Below are 16,971 nucleotides of genomic sequence, written 5' to 3'. Positions count from 1 at the left end.
GGAAAGGTGGCACGGGTGCTGCGGCGATTGCTGGCGTCGGCGTCGGCCGCGTTGGTCGTGACCGGGTTGGCCGGGTGTGGCAACACCGACTCTTGGGTCCACTCCACCGCGGCGCACGGCTGGGCCGCCCAATACGGCGATGCCGCCAACAGCAGCTACACCTCCACCGCCGGCGCGTCGGCGCTGCGGCTCACGTGGAGCCGGTCGGTCAAGGGCGAGCTGGGCGCCGGCGCCGCACTGGGCGAGGGCAGCTACCTGGCGGTGAACGGCCAGACACCCGGCGGCTGTTCGCTGATGGTGTGGGAGAACGACAACAACGGCCGCCAACGCTGGTGCACCCGCATGGTGCTCGGCGGCGGATTCGCCAGCCCGCTGTTTGACCAGTTCGACAATCTGTTCATCGGCCAGCCCGGCATGATGCAGGCCTACCCGCCCACCCAGTGGATTCGCTGGCGCCAGAATGTCATCGGAATGCCAACCACGGCAAGGTTTCTCGGCGGCGGCCAGCTGTTGGTGGTCACCCATCTGGGTCAGGTCCTGGTTTTCGACTCGCATCGCGGCGACGTGACCGGGACACCGCTCGATCTCGTCGAGGGGCTCGACCCCACCGATTCCACCCGCGGTCTGGCCGACTGCGCCCGCGCACTGGCCCAGTGCCCGGTGGCGGCTCCGCCTGCGTATGCCGCGAAGACCCAGATGATCATCGTGAGTCTGTGGCAGCCGGGCGCCAGGGCGTCGACGCTCGTCGGCCTGCAATACCACCCCGGCCAGACCCCGCTGCTGACACGGGAGTGGACCAGCGACGCCATCGCCGACGGAGTGCTGGCCGCCCCGGTGTCCTCGAGCGACGGCGCGGTCGTGTACGTCACCGGCCGCGACCAGAAACTCTGGGCGCTGAACACCTCCGATGGCAAGGTGAAATGGTCTGTGCCACTGGACTTCCTGCCGCAGACCCCACCATCGGTGTCACCGGACGGACGGATCGTCGTCGGCGGCGGCCCGGGCACTCATCTCGTCGCAATCAAGGACGCGGGCAACCACGCCGACACGAGCTGGCGCCGCAACGACATCACCCCGCTGAGTTCGTCGAGTCAGGCCGGGACGGTGGGATACGCGGTGGTGGCCGATCCACCGTCGGGGCTGTCGTTGCTGGTGTTCGACATCGCCAACGGCCGCACTCTGAACAGCTATCCGATGCCGGCGGCCGACGGCTTCCCGGTGGGCGTGTCCGTGGGCCTGGATCGCCGGGTGGTGGTGGCCACCAGCGCCGGTCAGCTGTACAGCTTCGACCCGGCCTAGCACCGAGGCCTTTTGGCCAATGCCGTGTCCTGACCCGCTTGGGGTCAGATCTAGTGTGCTGTAAGGGATTCCAGCGCGGAGATCCCAACAGGTTCGAACGTCAAGAGCGGGATGACGGCATAGCGGGTGGCAAGCTTGGCACGCACCGTGTCGATCTGGTCGACCTCGGCGGCGGCACGCTGTCGCAGGAGCGGGTCGGTAGGTGCGGCCGCGGCCACTGAGTTGTTGATGACCCACGCCCACGGTGTGATGCCGGCGCGTTCGAGGTCGTGTTGGAGCTCGGCGGCTTCGAGCACCGGTGTCGTTTCGGCCAGCGTGACGAGGAGGACTTTGGTGAGTTCGGGGTCCTGCAGGCGCATCAACGGGGTGGTGTAGTGCCCGCTGTCCCCCATTTGTCGTGCGATTTCACGATGGTAGGAGCCGGTGGCGTCCAGCAGCAGCAGCGTGTGCCCGGTCGGGGCGGTGTCGAGCACGACGAACTTACTGCGGGACTCGTGGATGACTTTGGAAAAGGCCTGGAAGACAGCGACTTCCTCGGTGCAGGGTGAGCGCAGGTCCTCGGCAAGGGTGGCGCGGCCCGCCTCGTCGAGATTGGCGCCTTTGGTGGCCATGACTCGCTCGCGGTAGGCACGGTTCGCTTCGACAGGATCGATCCGGGACACCTGCAGGTGCGCCAACCCGCCTTGCAGCGTTTCGGCGAGATGAGCCGCCGGGTCGGTGGTGGTGAGGTGCACGTCGTGGCCGCGATTGGCCAGAGCGACTGCGATGGCGGCGGCGACCGTGGTCTTGCCGACGCCGCCTTTGCCCATGCACATCACCAATCCTGTTCCGCCGCGCTCGATGTCATCGATCAGCCGAACCAAGGGAGCGTCGGCTACGGGCGCGATTCCAGCGGGCTCGCTACCCGCATCGTCGACGCCGGCAGTCGGGGCGAATAAGGATTGCAATGCCTCGACGCCGACCATGTTGGTGGCTTTGAGGTCGATGCGGTCTTGCGGCAGCGCGCGCAACGCATCGGGCATGTCGGAAAGGGCAGCCTGTTCCCGGCGGATGATCGCGTCGGCAAGCGGGTCGCTGTCGTTCTGCTGCTGTGGCATGACCGCGTTGACGACGACGTACTGCCGATGCATTCCGAGGGCGGCCAATTCGGTGCGCGTGCGGTCTATTTCGCGTAGGGCAGACCGTGACGGGCGGGTCACCAGGACCAGCCGGGTGCGGTCAGGGTCGGCCAGTGCGGCAACCGCTGCGGCGTAGGTTGTTTTGTGTTTGTCGAGTCCTGCCAGCGGCCCCAAGCATGAAGCATCGCCCTTTCCGGCCTCGAGGAACTCAGTCCAGTTGCCGGGCAGTTGTAGCAGCCGGATCGTGTGCCCGGTGGGAGCGGTGTCGAACAGCACGTGGTCGAACCGCGACACCGCTCCGTCAGTGTCGGTCAACAGGGCGGTGAACTCGTCGAAGGAGGCGACCTCGGTAGTGCAGGAACCCGAGAGTTGTTCGGTGATCGAGGCGATAGCCGACTCGGGCAGCACACCGCGCACCGGTCCGACGATGCGTTCGCGATAGGCCGACGCGGCCTGTTCGGGGTCGATCTCCAGGGCCGACAGACCCGGCACGGCAGGAATGTCGGTGATGGTGTTCCCGATCGGCACCCCGAATACTTGGCCGACGTTGGATGCCGGGTCGGTGGATACCAGCAGCACTGCCTTGCCGGAACTTGCCAACGCAACGGCGGAGGCACACGCAACGGACGTTTTGCCGACTCCGCCCTTTCCGGTGAAGAACACGAACCGCGGCGGATCGGTCAGGAATCTCGGTTGGTCACCGGCCATGGTCACACCTGTTGACGATCGTGTCTCGAATGACGTTCAGCAACAGTCTGTTTCCCCGGGCGGGCAGCATGCCGCCGCCGTGGCGTCGCTCAATCCGAGACCGGTGACCCCGGCCGGAACGATCGCCGGTACTTCCAGGCCCGCCCAGCGAGACAGTTCGGCACGGGTTGGGTAACGCCCGGTGAGCACCGTCACCCCATCGACGGCCACCAAAGGCAGTCCCTCCGCACCGGCGATCTCCAGGAATCGCTTGGCGACAGCTTCCTGGGCGAAGGCCATTGGATCGTTGGCAAGATTGTGGCGCGTGATCGCCGCACCCTGCTCGCTTAGCCAGGCCATGTCCGCGCTGAACGAAACGAGGTTGACGTCGACATCGTCGCCGCACACCCCGGTATTGCAGCACAACGCCGGCTCGAAAACCGAAATCGTGGGCACGTGATCCTCCTCCGCCGTTTGACGGCTGTATTGATAGACATCAATATAGGCATGTGCCCACCGCATCGTCACCCCCACCTGAAGCCTGTTGCCCACCGCTGGCTCATCAGCCGCTTGAAGCAGACTGGGCCGACGAGTTAGCCCGGATGTTCAAAGCCTTGGGAGATCCGGTGCGGCTGCGCATGCTGAGTCTGATCGCCAGCCATGAGGGCGGCCAGTGCTGTGTTTGCGACATCTCCCCCTCCTTCGAGCTGTCCCAGCCGACCATTTCCCATCACCTCAAGACGCTGCGCGAGGCGGGCCTCTTGGACTGCGAACGACGCGGTACCTGGGTGCACTACTGGGTGATACCGACTGCCATCGCCCAGCTTTCCGCGGTGCTGGCACTCGACCCACACCACTTCGCCACCACATCCGAATCCCTGGAGAGGACCTGCCGATGAGCACCAAACCGTCCGTGTTGTTCGTCTGCGTGCACAACGCCGGACGTTCACAGATGGCGGCGGGGTTCCTGTCAGCCTTGGCCGGCGAGGCCATCGAAGTCCGTTCGGCCGGCAGCGCTCCCGGTGACGCCGTCAACCCTGCCGCTGTGGCGGCGATGGCCGAAGTCGGAATCGACATCTCGGACCAGACTCCGAAGATCCTGACCACCGACGCCGTGGAGGCCTCCGATGTGGTGATCACCATGGGCTGCGGGGACACCTGCCCGATATTCCCAGGCAAGAGCTATCGCGACTGGGTCCTCGAAGACCCCGCCGGCAAGGGCGTGGAGGCCGTGCGACCCATCCGCGACCAGATCAAGGCTCGGATCGAAGAGCTCATCGCCGAACTGGTTCCAGACGCCACGGAAGCCGAAAACCCGGCCTAGGAACAGCAATTCGGGTCGAGCACCGCAACCAATGCCGCGACTGCGTCCCGGTGCGGACGGTGATAGACGTTCATACCGCGCCGGGTCGACTCGACCAGTCCGGCGTTGCGTAGCTGGGTCAGGTGGTGGCTGGCCGTGGATTCACTGACCCCTACCGCGGCAGCCAGATCCCGGCTGTTCTCCTCGCCATCAGCCGAACCGAACAGCAGCGACATGATCTTGACTCGCGCCGGGTCGGCCAACGCTTTGAGCCTGAGTGCGACCTGCAGGGCGTCGTCATCACTCATCGCCCCAGCCGCCACCGGCGCACAGCACACCGGTGAGGACATATCGATCAACGGCAACGTCTTGGGCATGAGACCATGGTGCCACAGATCTTGACATATATCGAAAAGGTGGCATCCTGGGTGTCGTCCCAATAGTTCGACATATGTCGCACAGGTTTCAGGAGGCATCCCATGTCCCGCGTTCAGCTGGCCCTCAACGTCGATGACATCGACGCGGCCATCACCTTCTACTCCAAGCTGTTCAATACCGAGCCGGCCAAGGTCAAGCCCGGCTACGCCAACTTCGCCATCGCCGAACCGCCACTGAAGCTCGTGCTGCTGGAAAACCCCGGCCACGGCGGCAGCCTCAACCACCTCGGAGTCGAGGTCGAATCCAGCGACCAAGTCCACGCCGAGATTGGGCGGTTGAGCGAAGAAGGCATGTTCACCGAGGAGGAGATCGGCACCACCTGCTGCTTCGCCACCCAGGACAAGGTCTGGGTGACCGGCCCAGGCGGGGAACGCTGGGAGGTCTACACCAAGCTCGCCGACTCCGACACCTTCGGCGTCAGCCCACAGATCGGCGAAGCATCCGACGACACCCCGGTCTGCTGCGGCACCGCTGCCGACGGACAACCCGCTACCGCGACTCAAGCGTCCTGCTGCTGAGCCCCGCATAAACCCGGGGACCGGCGGCGCGCCAGCTGGTCCCCGGGAATTCGTTCACGCGTTGTTTCCTTGTGACCTGATTCGATAACTGTCAATATCGATGGGTGTCGAATTCGTCCGACCCCGGCTGCTGCGAAATCGCACCGCTGGTCCGCGAGCCACTGAGCGCTCCCGCCGCGGCCGAGCTGGCGGGGATGCTCAAAGCGTTGGCCGATCCGGTTCGCCTGCGGCTGCTCAGCATTATCGCCAGCCATAGCGGCCGCGAGGCATGCGTCTGCGAAATCTCCGAAGGCATCACGGTGGGCCAGCCCACGATCTCCCACCACCTCAAGGTGCTACGAACCGCCGGACTCATCGACAGCGAACGGCGTGGCTCGTGGGTGTACTACCGTGTGATTCCCGAAGCACTGCAACAGCTTTCAACCGTGCTTGGCACCGACAATTTGGTCGGGGTTGGCTGATGGAAACCATCGGCCTACTTCGACGGCTCGTGGCCGAATTCGTCGGCAGCGCACTGCTGGTCACTGTCGTGGTGGGCTCCGGGATCGCCGCCGCGCAGCTGTCCCCGGGCGATGTCGGGCTGCAGCTCCTGGAGAATTCGACAGCCACCGTCTTCGGACTGGCGGTCCTGATCCTGCTGTTCGGACCGGTCTCCGGTGCTCACTTCAACCCGGTGGTCACCGCATCCGACTGGCTCCTGGGGCGCAGGGCCGGCACCGGCATCAGCACCCGCGACGCCGTCGCCTACAGCGCTGTCCAAATCGCGGGCGCAATCTGTGGGTCCTGGCTGGCCAACCTGATGTTCGACCGTCGGGTCTTCGAGATCGCGACCAAGGACCGCATCACCACCGGACACCTCGTCGGCGAAGTCGTGGCCACGGCAGGCCTCATCGCGCTGATCTTCGCGCTGGCCCGCACTGGCCGCGCCGGAATGTCCGCCGCCGCCGTCGGCGCCTACATCGGCGCCGCCTACTGGTTCACCAGCTCGACGTCGTTCGCCAACCCCGCCGTGACCATCGGCCGGATCTTCTCCGACACGTTCGCGGGTATCGCACCCAGCTCAGCGCCAGGCTTCATCATCGCCCAAATCGTCGGGGCCCTAATCGGTTTGGCACTCATCGCCACGCTGTACCCCGACATTGCCGCCGACGCCGACGACGTCGTCGTTCCCCACCCCCACGCCGACAGCCACCCCCGCGACTCCGTCTGACCCACACCAACCCCACTTTCGAGGAGCCCCGTCATGGCGTCTCGCCATATCATCGCGGTCGGCGGCAGCGACGCCGGCATCAGTGCGGCCCTGCGCATCCGCGAACTCGACCCCACCACTGAGGTCACCGTCGTGGTGGCCGACGCATACCCCAACTTCTCCATCTGCGGTATCCCCTACTACGTCTCAGGCGAGGTCACCCACTGGACCAACCTCGCTCACCGCACCGCAGCGGATCTGGCCGCGACCGGCATGCGCGTACTGACCGACACGCGCGCAACTCGGATCAATGTTGATGCCCACACCCTCGACGTCCTCAGCCCGGACGGGCGGCCCGACCAGCTGGCTTATGACGCCCTGGTGGTCGGGACGGGCGCCGTCAGCGCGCGGCCACCTATCACCGGACTGAGCGGACCCGATGCCCTGGGCGCCGAGGATGGCGTGCACCTGCTGCATTCCATGGGTGACACCTTCGCTGTCATGGACTCACTGCAGCAACGCAATCCGGCCACCGCGGTCATCATCGGCGCCGGTTACATCGGTCTGGAGATGGCCGAAGCGCTCACCATCCGCGGCATCGCCGTGACCCAGATCGAAGCCCTGCCCGAAGTGCTACCGACCGTCGACCCCGAACTCGGCTGGCTGGTCCGCGGCGAACTCGAACGCAACGGTGTTGAAGTGCTGACCGACACCGCTGTCACCGCCATCAGCCGCACCGACAGCGGCGCCGTAACGGTCACAGCTGAGCATGACGGAGAACTTTTGCGCCGCACTGTTGATTTCGTCCTCGTCGTCGTCGGCGTACGACCCGATACGGAACTGGCCAGCGACGCTGGAGCAGATCTCGGCGCGAAAGGGGCCATCGCAGTCGATGACACCATGCGCACCAACCTGGCGGATGTCTTCGCCGCCGGAGACTGCGTGCACACGCACCACCGACTGCTCGGCCTGACCTGGCTGCCGCTGGGCACCACCGCACACAAACAGGGTCGCGTCGCAGGCGAAAACGCCATCGGCGGCCACGCTCGTTATGCAGGCAGCCTCGGCACCCAAGTCGTCAAAGTCTTTGATCTAGTCGCCGCCCGCACCGGCCTCCGCGAACACGAAGCCAGAGCAGTACAACGCGATTGGAAACCAGTCAGCACCACCGCTACACCTGACGACCACAAGGCCTACTACCCCGGCGCCACGCCCATCCACATTCGCATCACCGGCGACCACACCACCGGCCAACTCCTCGGCGCCCAACTCATCGGCCACCGCAGCGCCGAAGTATCCAAACGCGTCGACACCTACGCGACCGCCCTGTTCCACACCATGACCGTCGATGCGCTCAGCGAGCTCGACCTCGCATACACCCCGCCCCTTGGCTCACCCTGGGATGCCACACAGATGGCTGCCCAAGCCTGGGTGAGCAAACATCAACTGGCGAGCCGACTTCGCCCGGCCCGCCAGTAAGCCGGGCAGGGATCACACGGCCAGCGGGGGCAGCGCCGTCCGCGGTACCGAGGCCGATGTGGCGCCGGCATCCGATGGCAGCAACTCGCCCTGGCTGAAGAAGAAGATCACCGCGTCATTGGTGACCGCGAAGTTCTGGTAGTGCGACGGGTCGAGCCCATCGCTGGTGGCAATGACACCGGTCAGACCGGTCTGGCGCTCCAGATCCCGTTGCACGATCGGGAATATCGCGTTGACGGCATTGGCCTCTGCCGCGAACAGGGTGTCAAAGGTGACCGGTTTGCGGTGCGCCACATCGTAGGTGAACGATTTGTACCAGGTCGTCGGGTGCGCGCCACCGACATCCTGGAAGAGTTTGAGCACCACACTCTGGGTGCCGCCGGTGGGCGGTCCGGATGTGAATGATTGTGTGGTGACGTCCATTTCGTACGGTGCATTTCGCGCAGCCGGCGTCTGGGCGACGTTGGTGAATCCGTCGCGGTTCTGCGCCAGGTAGTCGAGCATGGCCTGCTCGTCGGCGTAGTTGGTGGGGAACCGCAAATCCATGGTGTAGCTCGGTCCGGTGCTGTGCACATGGCAGATGTTGTCCGCCTCGACCGCTCCGCCGAGCGCCACGCAGTCGGTCGCGGCGCTGGAGACCGCCACGGTCTGCTCGCCCAGCAGAACGCCCACGGCCAGAGCTGTCAGGGTGAGAATGCGCATTCGTTGATCGTCCTCGCGCTGTGCGACGGCACCGTAGCCGTCGAGGCCAGCGTACCCGCGCTATCGGGCTGCGGCGGACGGTCGGCACAGGAACGCAGCAGTGCGTTCGCCTGCGCCGGAGCCGATTCGGGTGATCACCAGCGATATCGCGGTGTTGCCCGTGGGCTTCAGCCGCCGCCGCAACGCATCGGGGTCGACGTCCACACCGCGCACCAGGATCTCCAGCTGACCGCAGTCATGCTGAGCGAGTGCGTGGCGCAGTACCTTCTCGCGCAGCGGCAGTTCGTCGAGCACTTCGAAACCGCGGACGCCGGCAGGCACGTGATCGCCACTGAGATAGGCGATGTCGGGATCGAGCTGCCACAGTCCATGCCGCGCGGCGTAGTGCCGCACCAACCCGGCCCGCACGATCGCCCCGTCCGGGTCGATGATCCACCGGCCGGCCGGGCCCACGAGGCAGTCGTCGGGATCCGCGTCGGTGACGACCTCGTCGCGGTCCAGCACACAGGCCCGGCGGCGCACTCCCGGGGTGGCCAACTCGGCCGACCACAGACAGGCCTCCCGCACCGAGCCGCCGGCCGACGTCACCTCGATCTCGCCGTCGAAGCCCAAGTGCCGGACAGCCTCGAAATCGATTCCGGGCGCGCATTTCACGACGGTGGCCCGTCCGCGATAGGCGTCGAGCAGGCCGTCCAGCGCCGGGACGTAGGCGCTCGGGTCGAAGCGGCGCCGTCCGCCCGATCGGCGCGCCGGGTCGAGCAGGACGACGGCGTCCCTGGTGACCGGGTGCAGCGCGTCGGCGCGGCACAGCACCACGTCGGGCACGTTGTGGCGGGCCATGGCCAGCCGGACTTCGTCGATATCGCTGCCGAGAAGCACCGCCACCGACGAACGCAGAGCGGCCAGCTCGGTACCGATCGAGCAGGTCGCGTCGTGCACCACCGCACCGGCCAGCCGGACGGCCCGGTGCCGGGCGACGGGCGCGGCGGTGGCCTGCTGCAGCGCCTCGTCGGTGAACAGCCACCCGGACACGTCAGCCAGCTCGCCGAGCTTGGCGACGGCCTTGCGGCGCAGCAGGGTGGTCTCGATCAGGGCAACAGAACGCTCGCCGAACCGGGCGCGGATGGCGGCGACATCGGGCAGTCGGCTGGCGTCGGTCAGGGGGTAGCGGGCAACCTCGGCCAGCGCCGCCGCACCGGCGTCACTGCCGAGGTAGGTGACGTCGTCGCGCCCGAAGGTCAGGACGGTTTGACCCCGGTGATCATGACGTTGTAGTACCAGCCCTTGGGCACCACGCGGCGCCAGACGTTGTCGTCGACCCAGCTCAGGCCGATCCAGCTGTTGAACGCGAACTTGGCATAACCCCAGCCCAGTTTGCCGGGCGGCACGGCGGCCTCGAAGGTGCGCAGCGGCCAGCCCAGCATCGCGGCGGTGAACTCCGTGGTCGTGGTCGACACGTCGACGGCGCCGGCGCTGCGGGCCATCCGCTCGAGGTCGTCGGGGTCGAAGGTGTGCAGGTCGACGACCGCCTCCAGCGCCGCGGCGCGCGACGATTCGTCGAGCTCGGCTTGCGGCCGCCGCCAGCCCTGAAGGCCGGGCAGCTTGGTGGCGTTGGTGGCCACCCGCCAGGTCAGCGTCGACAGCGACCGCGCGTAGGTGTTGCCCACGCTGGTCGGCTCGCCGGCGAACACGAACCGGCCGCCTGGCTTGAGCACCCGGACGACCTCGCGCAGCGACTTCTCGACGTCCGGAATGTGGTGCAGGACAGCGTGACCGACGACCAGGTCGAAGGTGTCGTCCTCGTAGGGAACGCCTTCGGCGTCGGCGACCCGACCGTCGATGTCCAGGCCCAGGTTCTCGCCATTGCGGGTGGCGACCTTGACCATGCCCGGCGACAGGTCGGTGACCGAACCGCGCCGGGCCACTCCGGCCTGGATCAGGTTGAGCAGAAAGAAGCCACTGCCGCAGCCGAGCTCCAGCGCACGGTCGTAGGGCAGCTCACGCAGTTCCTCGGGCGGCACAGTGGCATCGAAGAGATTGCGGGCGTAGTCCACGCAGCGCTTGTCGTAGGAGATCGACCATTTGTCGTCGTAGCTCTCGGCCTCCCAGTCGTGGTAGAGGATCTGGGCGAGTTTGCTGTCCTTCAGCGCCGCTTCCACCTGTTCGGCCGTGGCGTGCGGCTGCGGGGCGGGGTCGATCGTCGTCATCAGGGCAGCCTAACTGCCATCGCCGGCGGCGAAGACCTGACCGTAGCGTTGCGCCTGCTCACCGGCATCGAGCCCGCCGTCGATCAACGCCTTGGCGCCGGCCAGCGCGCTCGGGGCGGCCTCGACGAACCGGCCCGCCCACACCGCGGCCGCGTCGAAGACGTGGTCGGGGGCCACCATCTCGTCGATCAGCCCGATCGCCAGCGATTCCTTGGCGTCGACGAATCGGCCGCTGAAGGCCAGGTCCTTGGCCCGGGCCGGACCGATCGCTCGGGCCAGCCGCTGCGCGCCACCCCCGCCGGGGACCAGGCCAGCCAGGATCTCGGTGGCGCCGAGCTTGACGTTGTCGCCGCTGACCCGCCAGTCGGCGGCCAGCGCCAAGCTCAGTCCGGTGCCCAGGGCGTAGCCGGTGATGGCGGCCACCGTCGGCTTGGGGATCGCGGCGACCGCATCGATCGCCTGGCGGCGCAGCAAGTCGGCGGCCTCGGCTTCGGCGCGGTTCAGCGTGCGCAGTTCGGGGACGTCGTCGCCCACGGAGAAGATCTCGTGCCCGCCGAACAGGATGACGGTGGTGATGTCGGCGCGCTCGGCCAGCTCGGCGGTGGCCGAGATCAGCTCCCGGTAGGTCTGCCGGGTCAGCGCGTTGGTCGGCGGCCGGGACACCAGCAACACCCCGACGCCGGGGTGCTGCTCGCCGACGTGGATGCTGACGAACTCGCGCACGTCAGTCCCCGCCGTGGCTCGCCGGGCTGCGGCGATTACGGGCGGCGTTGTAGCGATCGCTGTTGAAGAATTCGATCTCCCAATTACCGCCGTGCACGGCGAGATTGGGCTGTACTGCCACGATCTGGCGGTCCAGCGCCAGCACCTCGCCGACGGTACGCCCGGCCAGCGAGTCCAGTTGGGTCCAGGTCGGCGGCAACAGGAATGAGCGAGCCTCGGCGAAATCCTCCAGCGCCGCTTCGGGGCTGGTCCATGCCGCCTGTTCGGATTCGGTGTTGTGGCCGTCGGCGCGCTGACCGTCGGGAAGAGCGCCGACGAAGAAGTACGTGTCGTAGCGGCGGGTGCGCTCCTCTTCGGGGGTGACCCAGTTGGCCCACGGCCGCAGCAGGTCGGCCCGCAGCACCAGGTTTTCCCGGTGCAGGAATTCCGAGAACGACAGGCTGCGGTCGACCAGTGCCGCGCGAACCTCGGCGTAGACCGACGCATCCGCGACGATGCCGTCGGGGTCGTCGGCAGGCCCGGCGAACAGCACGCCGGACTCCTCGAACGTTTCGCGCGCGGCGGCGCACACCAGCGCCTCGGCGAGGTCCTCGGAGATACCGAACCGCTGCGCCCACCAGTCGGGGCCGGGCCCGTACCAGGCGATGTCGGAGTTGCGGTCGCGATCGTCCACCCCGCCGCCGGGAAATACCATCACGCCACCGGCGAACTCCATCGCGCGGTGCCGGCGCATGAGAAAGACCTCGACACCGTCCGCTGGCGTATCCCGGATCAACATCACCGTCGCCGCCGGGCGGATCGGCAGCGGTTCGGGCTTGTCGTCGCTCACAATCGCCTCCTGTGGGCCGCGCGACTGCGCACGCGCCGGGCGAAGTAGCGGCCATCGATGTTGTCCAGCGCGATCGATTGCCCGAACGCGGTGGACAGGTTCTCCGATGTCAGCGTGTCATGCAGCAACCCACCGGCCACCACCTGGCCCTCGGACAGGATCAGGCAGTGGCTGAAGCCGGGCGGGATCTCCTCGACGTGGTGGGTGACCAGCACCAGCGCCGGCGCGTCGGCGTCGGCGGCCAGATCGGCCAGCCGGGACACCAGCTCCTCGCGACCGCCCAGATCGAGCCCGGCTGCCGGTTCGTCGAGCAGCAGCAGTTCGGGATCGGTCATCAGCGAGCGTGCGATCAGCACCCGTTTGCGTTCGCCTTCCGAGAGGGTGCCGTAGGTGCGTTCGGCCAGGTGCTCGGCCCCGACGCTTTCCAGCGTGTCGACCGCTCGCTCGTAGTCGACGTCCTCGTAGCTCTCCCGCCAGCGGCCCAGCACGGCGTAGCCGGCCGAGACGACCAGATCGCGGACCACCTCGCCGTCGGGCACCCGCTGGGACAGCGCCGAGCTGCTGAGCCCGACCCGCTGGCGTAGTTCGGACATGTCGGTTCGGCCGAGCCGCTCACCGAGCACGTGGGCGGTGCCGGACGATGGGTGTTCCATGGCCGCGGCGATACGCAGCAGCGAGGTCTTTCCGGCACCGTTGGGGCCGATCACCACCCAGCGTTCGTCGAGTTCGACCTGCCAGGTGACGGGTCCGACCAGGACCTGTCCCCCGCGGCGCAGCGAGACTCTCCGGAAGTCGATCAGCAGGTCGGGGTCGACCTCGTCGGCGGCGTCGGGCACTGCACCATCGTGCCGTATTCGTCTTCGTCCGCACGTGTTGGGTCGTTGCGTTTTCGGGTGTGTCCGACGATGTGCGCCCAGCCGCTGACGGCCAGGATCGGCGTCGGTGTCAGCCTCAGCACCAGCTGAACCATCGGTCCGATCCCGAACGCGTAGATGACGGTCCCGACGCCGACGCTGCCGCCGAGCAGCCAGCCCGCCCCCAGCACGGTCGCTTCGATCGCCGTGCGCACCAACCGCACCGAAAGACCGCTCCGCGCAACCAATCCCGTCATCAACCCGTCGCGAGGCCCCGGCCCCAGCCCGGCGCCCACGTACAACACGGTGGCCACTGCATTGAGCAGGACTGCCCCCAGCATCAGGGCGATCCGGGCCGGCATCGACTCGGGCGCGGAGAGCACTGCGAGGCCGGCGTCGACGGTGATTGCGATGACGACGACGTTGGCGACGGTCCCGATGCCGGGGGAGTTCCGCAGCGGAATCCACAGCAACAGGACGACGACACCGACCACCGCCGAGGCCACGCCGATCGTCATCGGAGTGTGCAGCGTCAGGCCCTGATGGAATACGTCCCACGGGTCCAAGCCCAGACCGGCCCGCACCATCATGGCCATCGAGAGGCCGTAGCAGGCCAGTCCGATCAGCAGCGCGGTTCCGCGCAGCGTCGCCGTCACCGGTGGTCGGAGAACCGGACGCGCAGCGCGTCGAGGTCACCACGCAGCCGACGGGCATCGGCGTCGACGTCATCCCATCCGGTCGTTGTCGGATTCCACGGGCCGTGATCGGCGTCCAGTAACGCCGCCAGCCGGTGGGCCACTCGAGAAAACCAGGTACTCATGACAGCCATCCTTTCGAGCAACTGGCTTGCCCATCAATAGCCAGTTGCCGCATACTGGCTTGCAAATGGCGACGACATTGACGGCCAGGGCCTTGGATCCGGACCTTGTGGCCCGCGAACTGGGCAACTGGCGTACCTCCAGCCGGAGTGGCCCCTCCTATCAGGCGCTGGCCGACGGGCTGCGGATGCTGATCGTGGACGGCCGGCTGCCGGTCGGGTCGCGGCTGCCCAGTGAACGCGCACTGGCCGAAGCGCTGCGGGTCTCCCGCACCACCGTCACCGCGGCCTACACCGAACTCGGCGAGAGCGGCTATCTGCACGCCCGCCGCGGCGCCCGCAGCACGGTCGCACTCCCCCACACACCGGTCAGCGTGCCCAGCGACACGGCGGCCAGGATCAACCTGGCCGAGGCCGCCCTGGCCGCGCCGGCCAGCGCCGTACAGGAGGCGTTCACCGAGGCGGCCAGTCAGTCCGCCGCGTATCTGCAAGAGACCGGTCATGACATGCGCGGGGTACTGTCTTTCCGCACCGCGATCGCCGAACGTTATTGCGCCAGAGGACTTCCCACCACTGCCGACCAGATCATGGTGACCAGCGGTGCACAGCATGCGATCGCGCTGATTCTGGCCACCTATGTTCAGCCCGGCGATCGCGTGCTCGTCGAACAGCCCACGTATCACGGCGTACTCACCGCGATCGGCACCGCGGGCGCCCGGCCGGTTCCGGTCGCGATGACAAGGGAGGGTTGGGAACTCGACGCCGTCCACGCCGCCGTGCGCCAACTCGCCCCGACCCTGGCCTATCTCGTGCCTGATAACCACAATCCGACAGGGTTCTCGATGCCGGCCGCTGATCGCAAGCGATTATCCGACATCGTCATCGAGACCCGCACCCGCACGGTGATCGACGAGACCATGACCGACATCTGGCTCGACGAGCCGGTGCCCCCGCCGGTGGCCGCGTCGATGGGTTCGCGCACCGACCTGATGATCACGATCGGTTCGATGTCGAAATCGTTCTGGGGCGGGATGCGCATCGGCTGGATCCGAGCCGAGCCGAACGTGCTCGCGACCATCCGAGCGCTTCGCCCGTCCATCGACCTGGGCACGTCGGTCATCGAACAGCTCGCTGCCGCATGGCTTCTCACCGAGAGGGCCGACGATGTACTGCCCGAACGTCGCGAGATCCTCCGGGGCAGAAGGGCTTTGCTACTGGAACTGATCGACGAGCATTTGCCCGAATGGCGTCCGTTGCCGGGCAATGGCGGGATGTCGATGTGGGTGCAGCTGCCCGCGCCGGTCAGTTCGGCGATGTGCGCGTCGGCGTCCCGGCTGGGTGTCGAGCTGCCGCCCGGCCCGCGCTTCGGCGTCGACGGCACACTCGAGCGATTCGTCCGAATTCCGTTCGCGTTGCCCGAAAATGAGCTGACCGAGGCCATCGAACTGCTCGGCCGGGCGTGGCGCAATATCACCGGCGCGGCGATCCCCGAGGCCACCGCCGTGGTGATCTAGCGATTTCGGCGCGGAAACCGCCGCTGAGCGAACGTTTGCGCGCCGAAATCGCTGAATCTACTCCGGCGGGATCTCCACCCGGCGCAGCGTGCCGTCGACGGCGTCGGCAGCCTCGATCTCGGCGCGGGTGATGCCGAGGATGAACAGCACCGTGTCCAGGTAGGGATGACTCAGCGAGGCGTCGGCCACCTCGCGCAGCGCGGGTTTGGCATTGAAGGCCACTCCCAGCCCCGCAGCGGCCAGCATGTCGATGTCGTTGGCACCGTCACCGACCGCCACCGTCTGCTCCATCGGCACCCCGGCCTGGCGCGCAAAGTCGCGCAGCGCCTTGGCCTTACCGGCGCGGTCGACCACCTCACCGACGACCCGTCCGGTCAACTTGCCGTCGACGATCTCCAATTCGTTGGCGGCCACGAAGTCCAGCATCAGCTCGTGGGCCAGCGGATCGATGACCTGACGAAAACCACCCGACACCACACCGCAGTGAAAACCCAAGCGGCGCAAGGTCCGAATGGTGGTGCGTGCGCCGGGAGTGAGCTCGATCTGGTCGGCGACCTCGTCGACCACCTCCGCGGGCAAACCGGCCAGGGTGGCCACCCGGCGGTGCAGCGACTCGGCGAAGTCCAGCTCGCCGCGCATGGCCGCCTCGGTGATGGCCGCGACGGCCTCCCCGGCACCGGCGTGGTCGGCCAGCATCTCGATGACCTCACCCTGGATCAGGGTCGAGTCGACGTCGAACACAATGAGCCGCTTGGCCCGGCGCTCCAGGCTGTAGTTCTCGACCGCGATGTCCAGGCCCTGCTCGGCAGCCACCCGAGCCAGCACCGTCCGCAGTTCACCGCTGACACCCGCCGGCACCGACACCCGCAGCTCCAAACCCGTCACCGGGTAGTCGGAGACACCGCGGATGAAGTCGATGTTGACCCCCAGCGCGGCCGCCCCGCGGGCCACCACGCCGAAGGCCGCCGCGGTGATGGGCCGCCCGAGCACCACGATGGTGTGGGTGGACGGCTCGCGGATGATCGGCATGTCGTCGCTGCGCTCGATCGTGACGTCCAGCCCGACCCGATGGATGGCGTCAGTGACGTCTTCGCGTAGTTGGACACCGTCGGCGACGTCGGCACGACCGGAAACCAGCACCCCCAGTGTCAGACGCCCCCGGATCACCACCTGCTCGACGTTGAGCAGATCCACCTCGTGACGGGCCAGCACCTCGAAGAGCGCTGAGGTGACCCCCGGCTGGTCGACACCGGTGACGGTGATCAGCACCGACACCTTGGACATGGTCATACCA

At 67.3% G+C, this 16,971-nt stretch carries 20 protein-coding genes; 8 read left to right on the top strand and 12 right to left on the bottom strand.

All coding sequences use genetic code 11. The annotated features are described in order from the left end of the window. The first annotated feature begins 15 nt into the window (after positions 1-15). Entirely contained in the window at positions 16-1,299 is a 1,284-nt protein-coding gene (locus HPC46_RS07005; RefSeq protein ID WP_179468185.1) for a BamB-related PQQ repeat family beta-propellar protein, read from the top strand. A 50-nt stretch (positions 1,300-1,349) separates the two neighbouring features. On the opposite strand, the gene arsA is transcribed toward HPC46_RS07005, so the two are convergent. Together arsA and arsD are read right to left on the bottom strand one after the other, a co-directional pair. Then, positions 1,350-3,125, bottom strand: a complete 1,776-nt coding sequence (arsA, locus tag HPC46_RS07000; protein ID WP_179468183.1) for an arsenical pump-driving ATPase — start codon at positions 3,123-3,125, stop codon at positions 1,350-1,352. 36 nt (positions 3,126-3,161) lie between these two features. Beyond that, positions 3,162-3,560 (bottom strand): arsenite efflux transporter metallochaperone ArsD, encoded by a 399-nt coding sequence (gene arsD, locus HPC46_RS06995; protein WP_179468181.1) that lies wholly within the window; start codon positions 3,558-3,560, stop codon positions 3,162-3,164. A gap of 53 nt (positions 3,561-3,613) precedes the next feature. On the opposite strand from arsD, the gene HPC46_RS06990 reads away from it, so the two are divergent. Together HPC46_RS06990 and HPC46_RS06985 are read left to right on the top strand one after the other, a co-directional pair. Then, positions 3,614-4,003, top strand: a complete 390-nt coding sequence (locus tag HPC46_RS06990; RefSeq protein ID WP_179468180.1) for an ArsR/SmtB family transcription factor — start codon at positions 3,614-3,616, stop codon at positions 4,001-4,003. Next, positions 4,000-4,428, top strand: a complete 429-nt coding sequence (locus tag HPC46_RS06985) for an arsenate reductase ArsC (protein ID WP_179468178.1) — start codon at positions 4,000-4,002, stop codon at positions 4,426-4,428. Before HPC46_RS06990 ends, HPC46_RS06985 begins: the two co-directional genes overlap by 4 nt. Here HPC46_RS06985 and HPC46_RS06980 read toward each other — a convergent pair. Then, entirely contained in the window at positions 4,425-4,784 is a 360-nt protein-coding gene (locus HPC46_RS06980) for an Rv2640c family ArsR-like transcriptional regulator (RefSeq protein ID WP_005141617.1), read from the bottom strand. The two genes, HPC46_RS06985 and HPC46_RS06980, sit on opposite strands and share 4 nt — an antisense overlap. Before the next feature lie 102 nt (positions 4,785-4,886). On the opposite strand from HPC46_RS06980, the gene HPC46_RS06975 reads away from it, so the two are divergent. From HPC46_RS06975 to HPC46_RS06960, 4 genes are all read left to right on the top strand, one after another. Beyond that, positions 4,887-5,363, top strand: coding sequence for an ArsI/CadI family heavy metal resistance metalloenzyme (locus HPC46_RS06975; protein WP_179468176.1), 477 nt, complete (start codon positions 4,887-4,889; stop codon positions 5,361-5,363). A 104-nt stretch (positions 5,364-5,467) separates the two neighbouring features. Continuing rightward, positions 5,468-5,824 (top strand): metalloregulator ArsR/SmtB family transcription factor, encoded by a 357-nt coding sequence (locus HPC46_RS06970; RefSeq protein ID WP_179468174.1) that lies wholly within the window; start codon positions 5,468-5,470, stop codon positions 5,822-5,824. Next, positions 5,824-6,573: an MIP/aquaporin family protein gene (locus HPC46_RS06965; protein ID WP_179468172.1), complete on the top strand. Its 750-nt coding sequence runs from the start codon at positions 5,824-5,826 to the stop codon at positions 6,571-6,573. Before HPC46_RS06970 ends, HPC46_RS06965 begins: the two co-directional genes overlap by 1 nt. A gap of 33 nt (positions 6,574-6,606) precedes the next feature. Continuing rightward, complete coding sequence (locus tag HPC46_RS06960; RefSeq protein WP_179468170.1) at positions 6,607-8,031, top strand: FAD-dependent oxidoreductase; 1,425 nt, start codon at positions 6,607-6,609, stop codon at positions 8,029-8,031. Positions 8,032-8,043: 12 nt separating this feature from the next. Here HPC46_RS06960 and HPC46_RS06955 read toward each other — a convergent pair whose 3' ends face one another. The 8 genes from HPC46_RS06955 to HPC46_RS06920 are packed head-to-tail and all read right to left on the bottom strand — an operon-like array spanning position 8,044 to position 14,166. Next, positions 8,044-8,733: an esterase gene (locus tag HPC46_RS06955; RefSeq protein WP_179468168.1), complete on the bottom strand. Its 690-nt coding sequence runs from the start codon at positions 8,731-8,733 to the stop codon at positions 8,044-8,046. Between the two features lie 60 nt (positions 8,734-8,793). After that, the gene (locus HPC46_RS06950; RefSeq protein ID WP_233716284.1) at positions 8,794-10,014 is read right to left on the bottom strand and encodes a THUMP-like domain-containing protein; all 1,221 of its coding nucleotides are present in this window, start codon (positions 10,012-10,014) and stop codon (positions 8,794-8,796) included. Further along, a complete protein-coding gene (locus tag HPC46_RS06945) occupies positions 9,972-10,940 on the bottom strand; it encodes a class I SAM-dependent methyltransferase (RefSeq protein WP_179468166.1) in 969 nt (322 codons plus the stop codon). Before HPC46_RS06945 ends, HPC46_RS06950 begins: the two co-directional genes overlap by 43 nt. A gap of 9 nt (positions 10,941-10,949) precedes the next feature. After that, positions 10,950-11,663 (bottom strand): enoyl-CoA hydratase, encoded by a 714-nt coding sequence (locus HPC46_RS06940; RefSeq protein ID WP_179468164.1) that lies wholly within the window; start codon positions 11,661-11,663, stop codon positions 10,950-10,952. 1 nt (position 11,664) lies between these two features. After that, positions 11,665-12,441 carry an NUDIX hydrolase gene (locus tag HPC46_RS06935; protein ID WP_218893828.1) on the bottom strand — a complete coding sequence of 259 codons (777 nt, stop codon included), beginning with the start codon at positions 12,439-12,441 and terminating at the stop codon, positions 11,665-11,667. Positions 12,442-12,488: 47 nt separating this feature from the next. Next, complete coding sequence (locus tag HPC46_RS06930; protein WP_179468160.1) at positions 12,489-13,328, bottom strand: ABC transporter ATP-binding protein; 840 nt, start codon at positions 13,326-13,328, stop codon at positions 12,489-12,491. Continuing rightward, positions 13,289-14,002, bottom strand: a complete 714-nt coding sequence (gene yczE / locus HPC46_RS06925) for a membrane protein YczE (protein WP_179468158.1) — start codon at positions 14,000-14,002, stop codon at positions 13,289-13,291. The genes HPC46_RS06930 and yczE overlap by 40 nt, the downstream gene beginning before the upstream one ends. Further along, positions 13,999-14,166, bottom strand: a complete 168-nt coding sequence (locus HPC46_RS06920) for a hypothetical protein (RefSeq protein ID WP_005141604.1) — start codon at positions 14,164-14,166, stop codon at positions 13,999-14,001. The genes yczE and HPC46_RS06920 overlap by 4 nt, the downstream gene beginning before the upstream one ends. Positions 14,167-14,231: 65 nt before the next feature. On the opposite strand from HPC46_RS06920, the gene yczR reads away from it, so the two are divergent. Then, positions 14,232-15,677 carry a MocR-like transcription factor YczR gene (gene yczR, locus HPC46_RS06915; protein ID WP_179468156.1) on the top strand — a complete coding sequence of 482 codons (1,446 nt, stop codon included), beginning with the start codon at positions 14,232-14,234 and terminating at the stop codon, positions 15,675-15,677. 57 nt (positions 15,678-15,734) lie between these two features. Here the strand turns inward: yczR and serB are convergent, their stop codons facing one another. Next, a complete protein-coding gene (gene serB, locus HPC46_RS06910) occupies positions 15,735-16,967 on the bottom strand; it encodes a phosphoserine phosphatase SerB (RefSeq protein WP_179468154.1) in 1,233 nt (410 codons plus the stop codon). Positions 16,968-16,971 lie beyond the last annotated feature (4 nt).

Origin of the sequence: Mycolicibacterium vinylchloridicum, from assembly GCF_013404075.1 — a bacterium.
GTDB lineage: Bacteria > Actinomycetota > Actinomycetes > Mycobacteriales > Mycobacteriaceae > Mycobacterium > Mycobacterium vinylchloridicum.
The sequence above is the reverse complement of the archived record's forward strand: the minus strand, read 5'-3'. Positions and strand labels throughout refer to the sequence as shown.

Bases quoted from the DNA above. Each gene is read 5' to 3' on its own strand.
- HPC46_RS06980 (WP_005141617.1), bottom strand. From the start codon at position 4,784: ATGCCCAAGACGTTGCCGTTGATCGATATGTCCTCACCGGTGTGCTGT.
- HPC46_RS06960 (WP_179468170.1), top strand. From the start codon at position 6,607: ATGGCGTCTCGCCATATCATCGCGGTCGGCGGCAGCGACGCCGGCATC.
- arsA (WP_179468183.1), bottom strand. From the start codon at position 3,125: ATGGCCGGTGACCAACCGAGATTCCTGACCGATCCGCCGCGGTTCGTG.
- HPC46_RS06920 (WP_005141604.1), bottom strand. From the start codon at position 14,166: ATGAGTACCTGGTTTTCTCGAGTGGCCCACCGGCTGGCGGCGTTACTG.
- HPC46_RS06975 (WP_179468176.1), top strand. From the start codon at position 4,887: ATGTCCCGCGTTCAGCTGGCCCTCAACGTCGATGACATCGACGCGGCC.
- HPC46_RS06935 (WP_218893828.1), bottom strand. From the start codon at position 12,441: ATGTTGATCCGGGATACGCCAGCGGACGGTGTCGAGGTCTTTCTCATG.
- HPC46_RS06955 (WP_179468168.1), bottom strand. From the start codon at position 8,733: ATGCGCATTCTCACCCTGACAGCTCTGGCCGTGGGCGTTCTGCTGGGC.
- serB (WP_179468154.1), bottom strand. From the start codon at position 16,967: ATGACCATGTCCAAGGTGTCGGTGCTGATCACCGTCACCGGTGTCGAC.
- HPC46_RS06965 (WP_179468172.1), top strand. From the start codon at position 5,824: ATGGAAACCATCGGCCTACTTCGACGGCTCGTGGCCGAATTCGTCGGC.
- HPC46_RS06945 (WP_179468166.1), bottom strand. From the start codon at position 10,940: ATGACGACGATCGACCCCGCCCCGCAGCCGCACGCCACGGCCGAACAG.
- HPC46_RS06985 (WP_179468178.1), top strand. From the start codon at position 4,000: ATGAGCACCAAACCGTCCGTGTTGTTCGTCTGCGTGCACAACGCCGGA.
- yczR (WP_179468156.1), top strand. From the start codon at position 14,232: ATGGCGACGACATTGACGGCCAGGGCCTTGGATCCGGACCTTGTGGCC.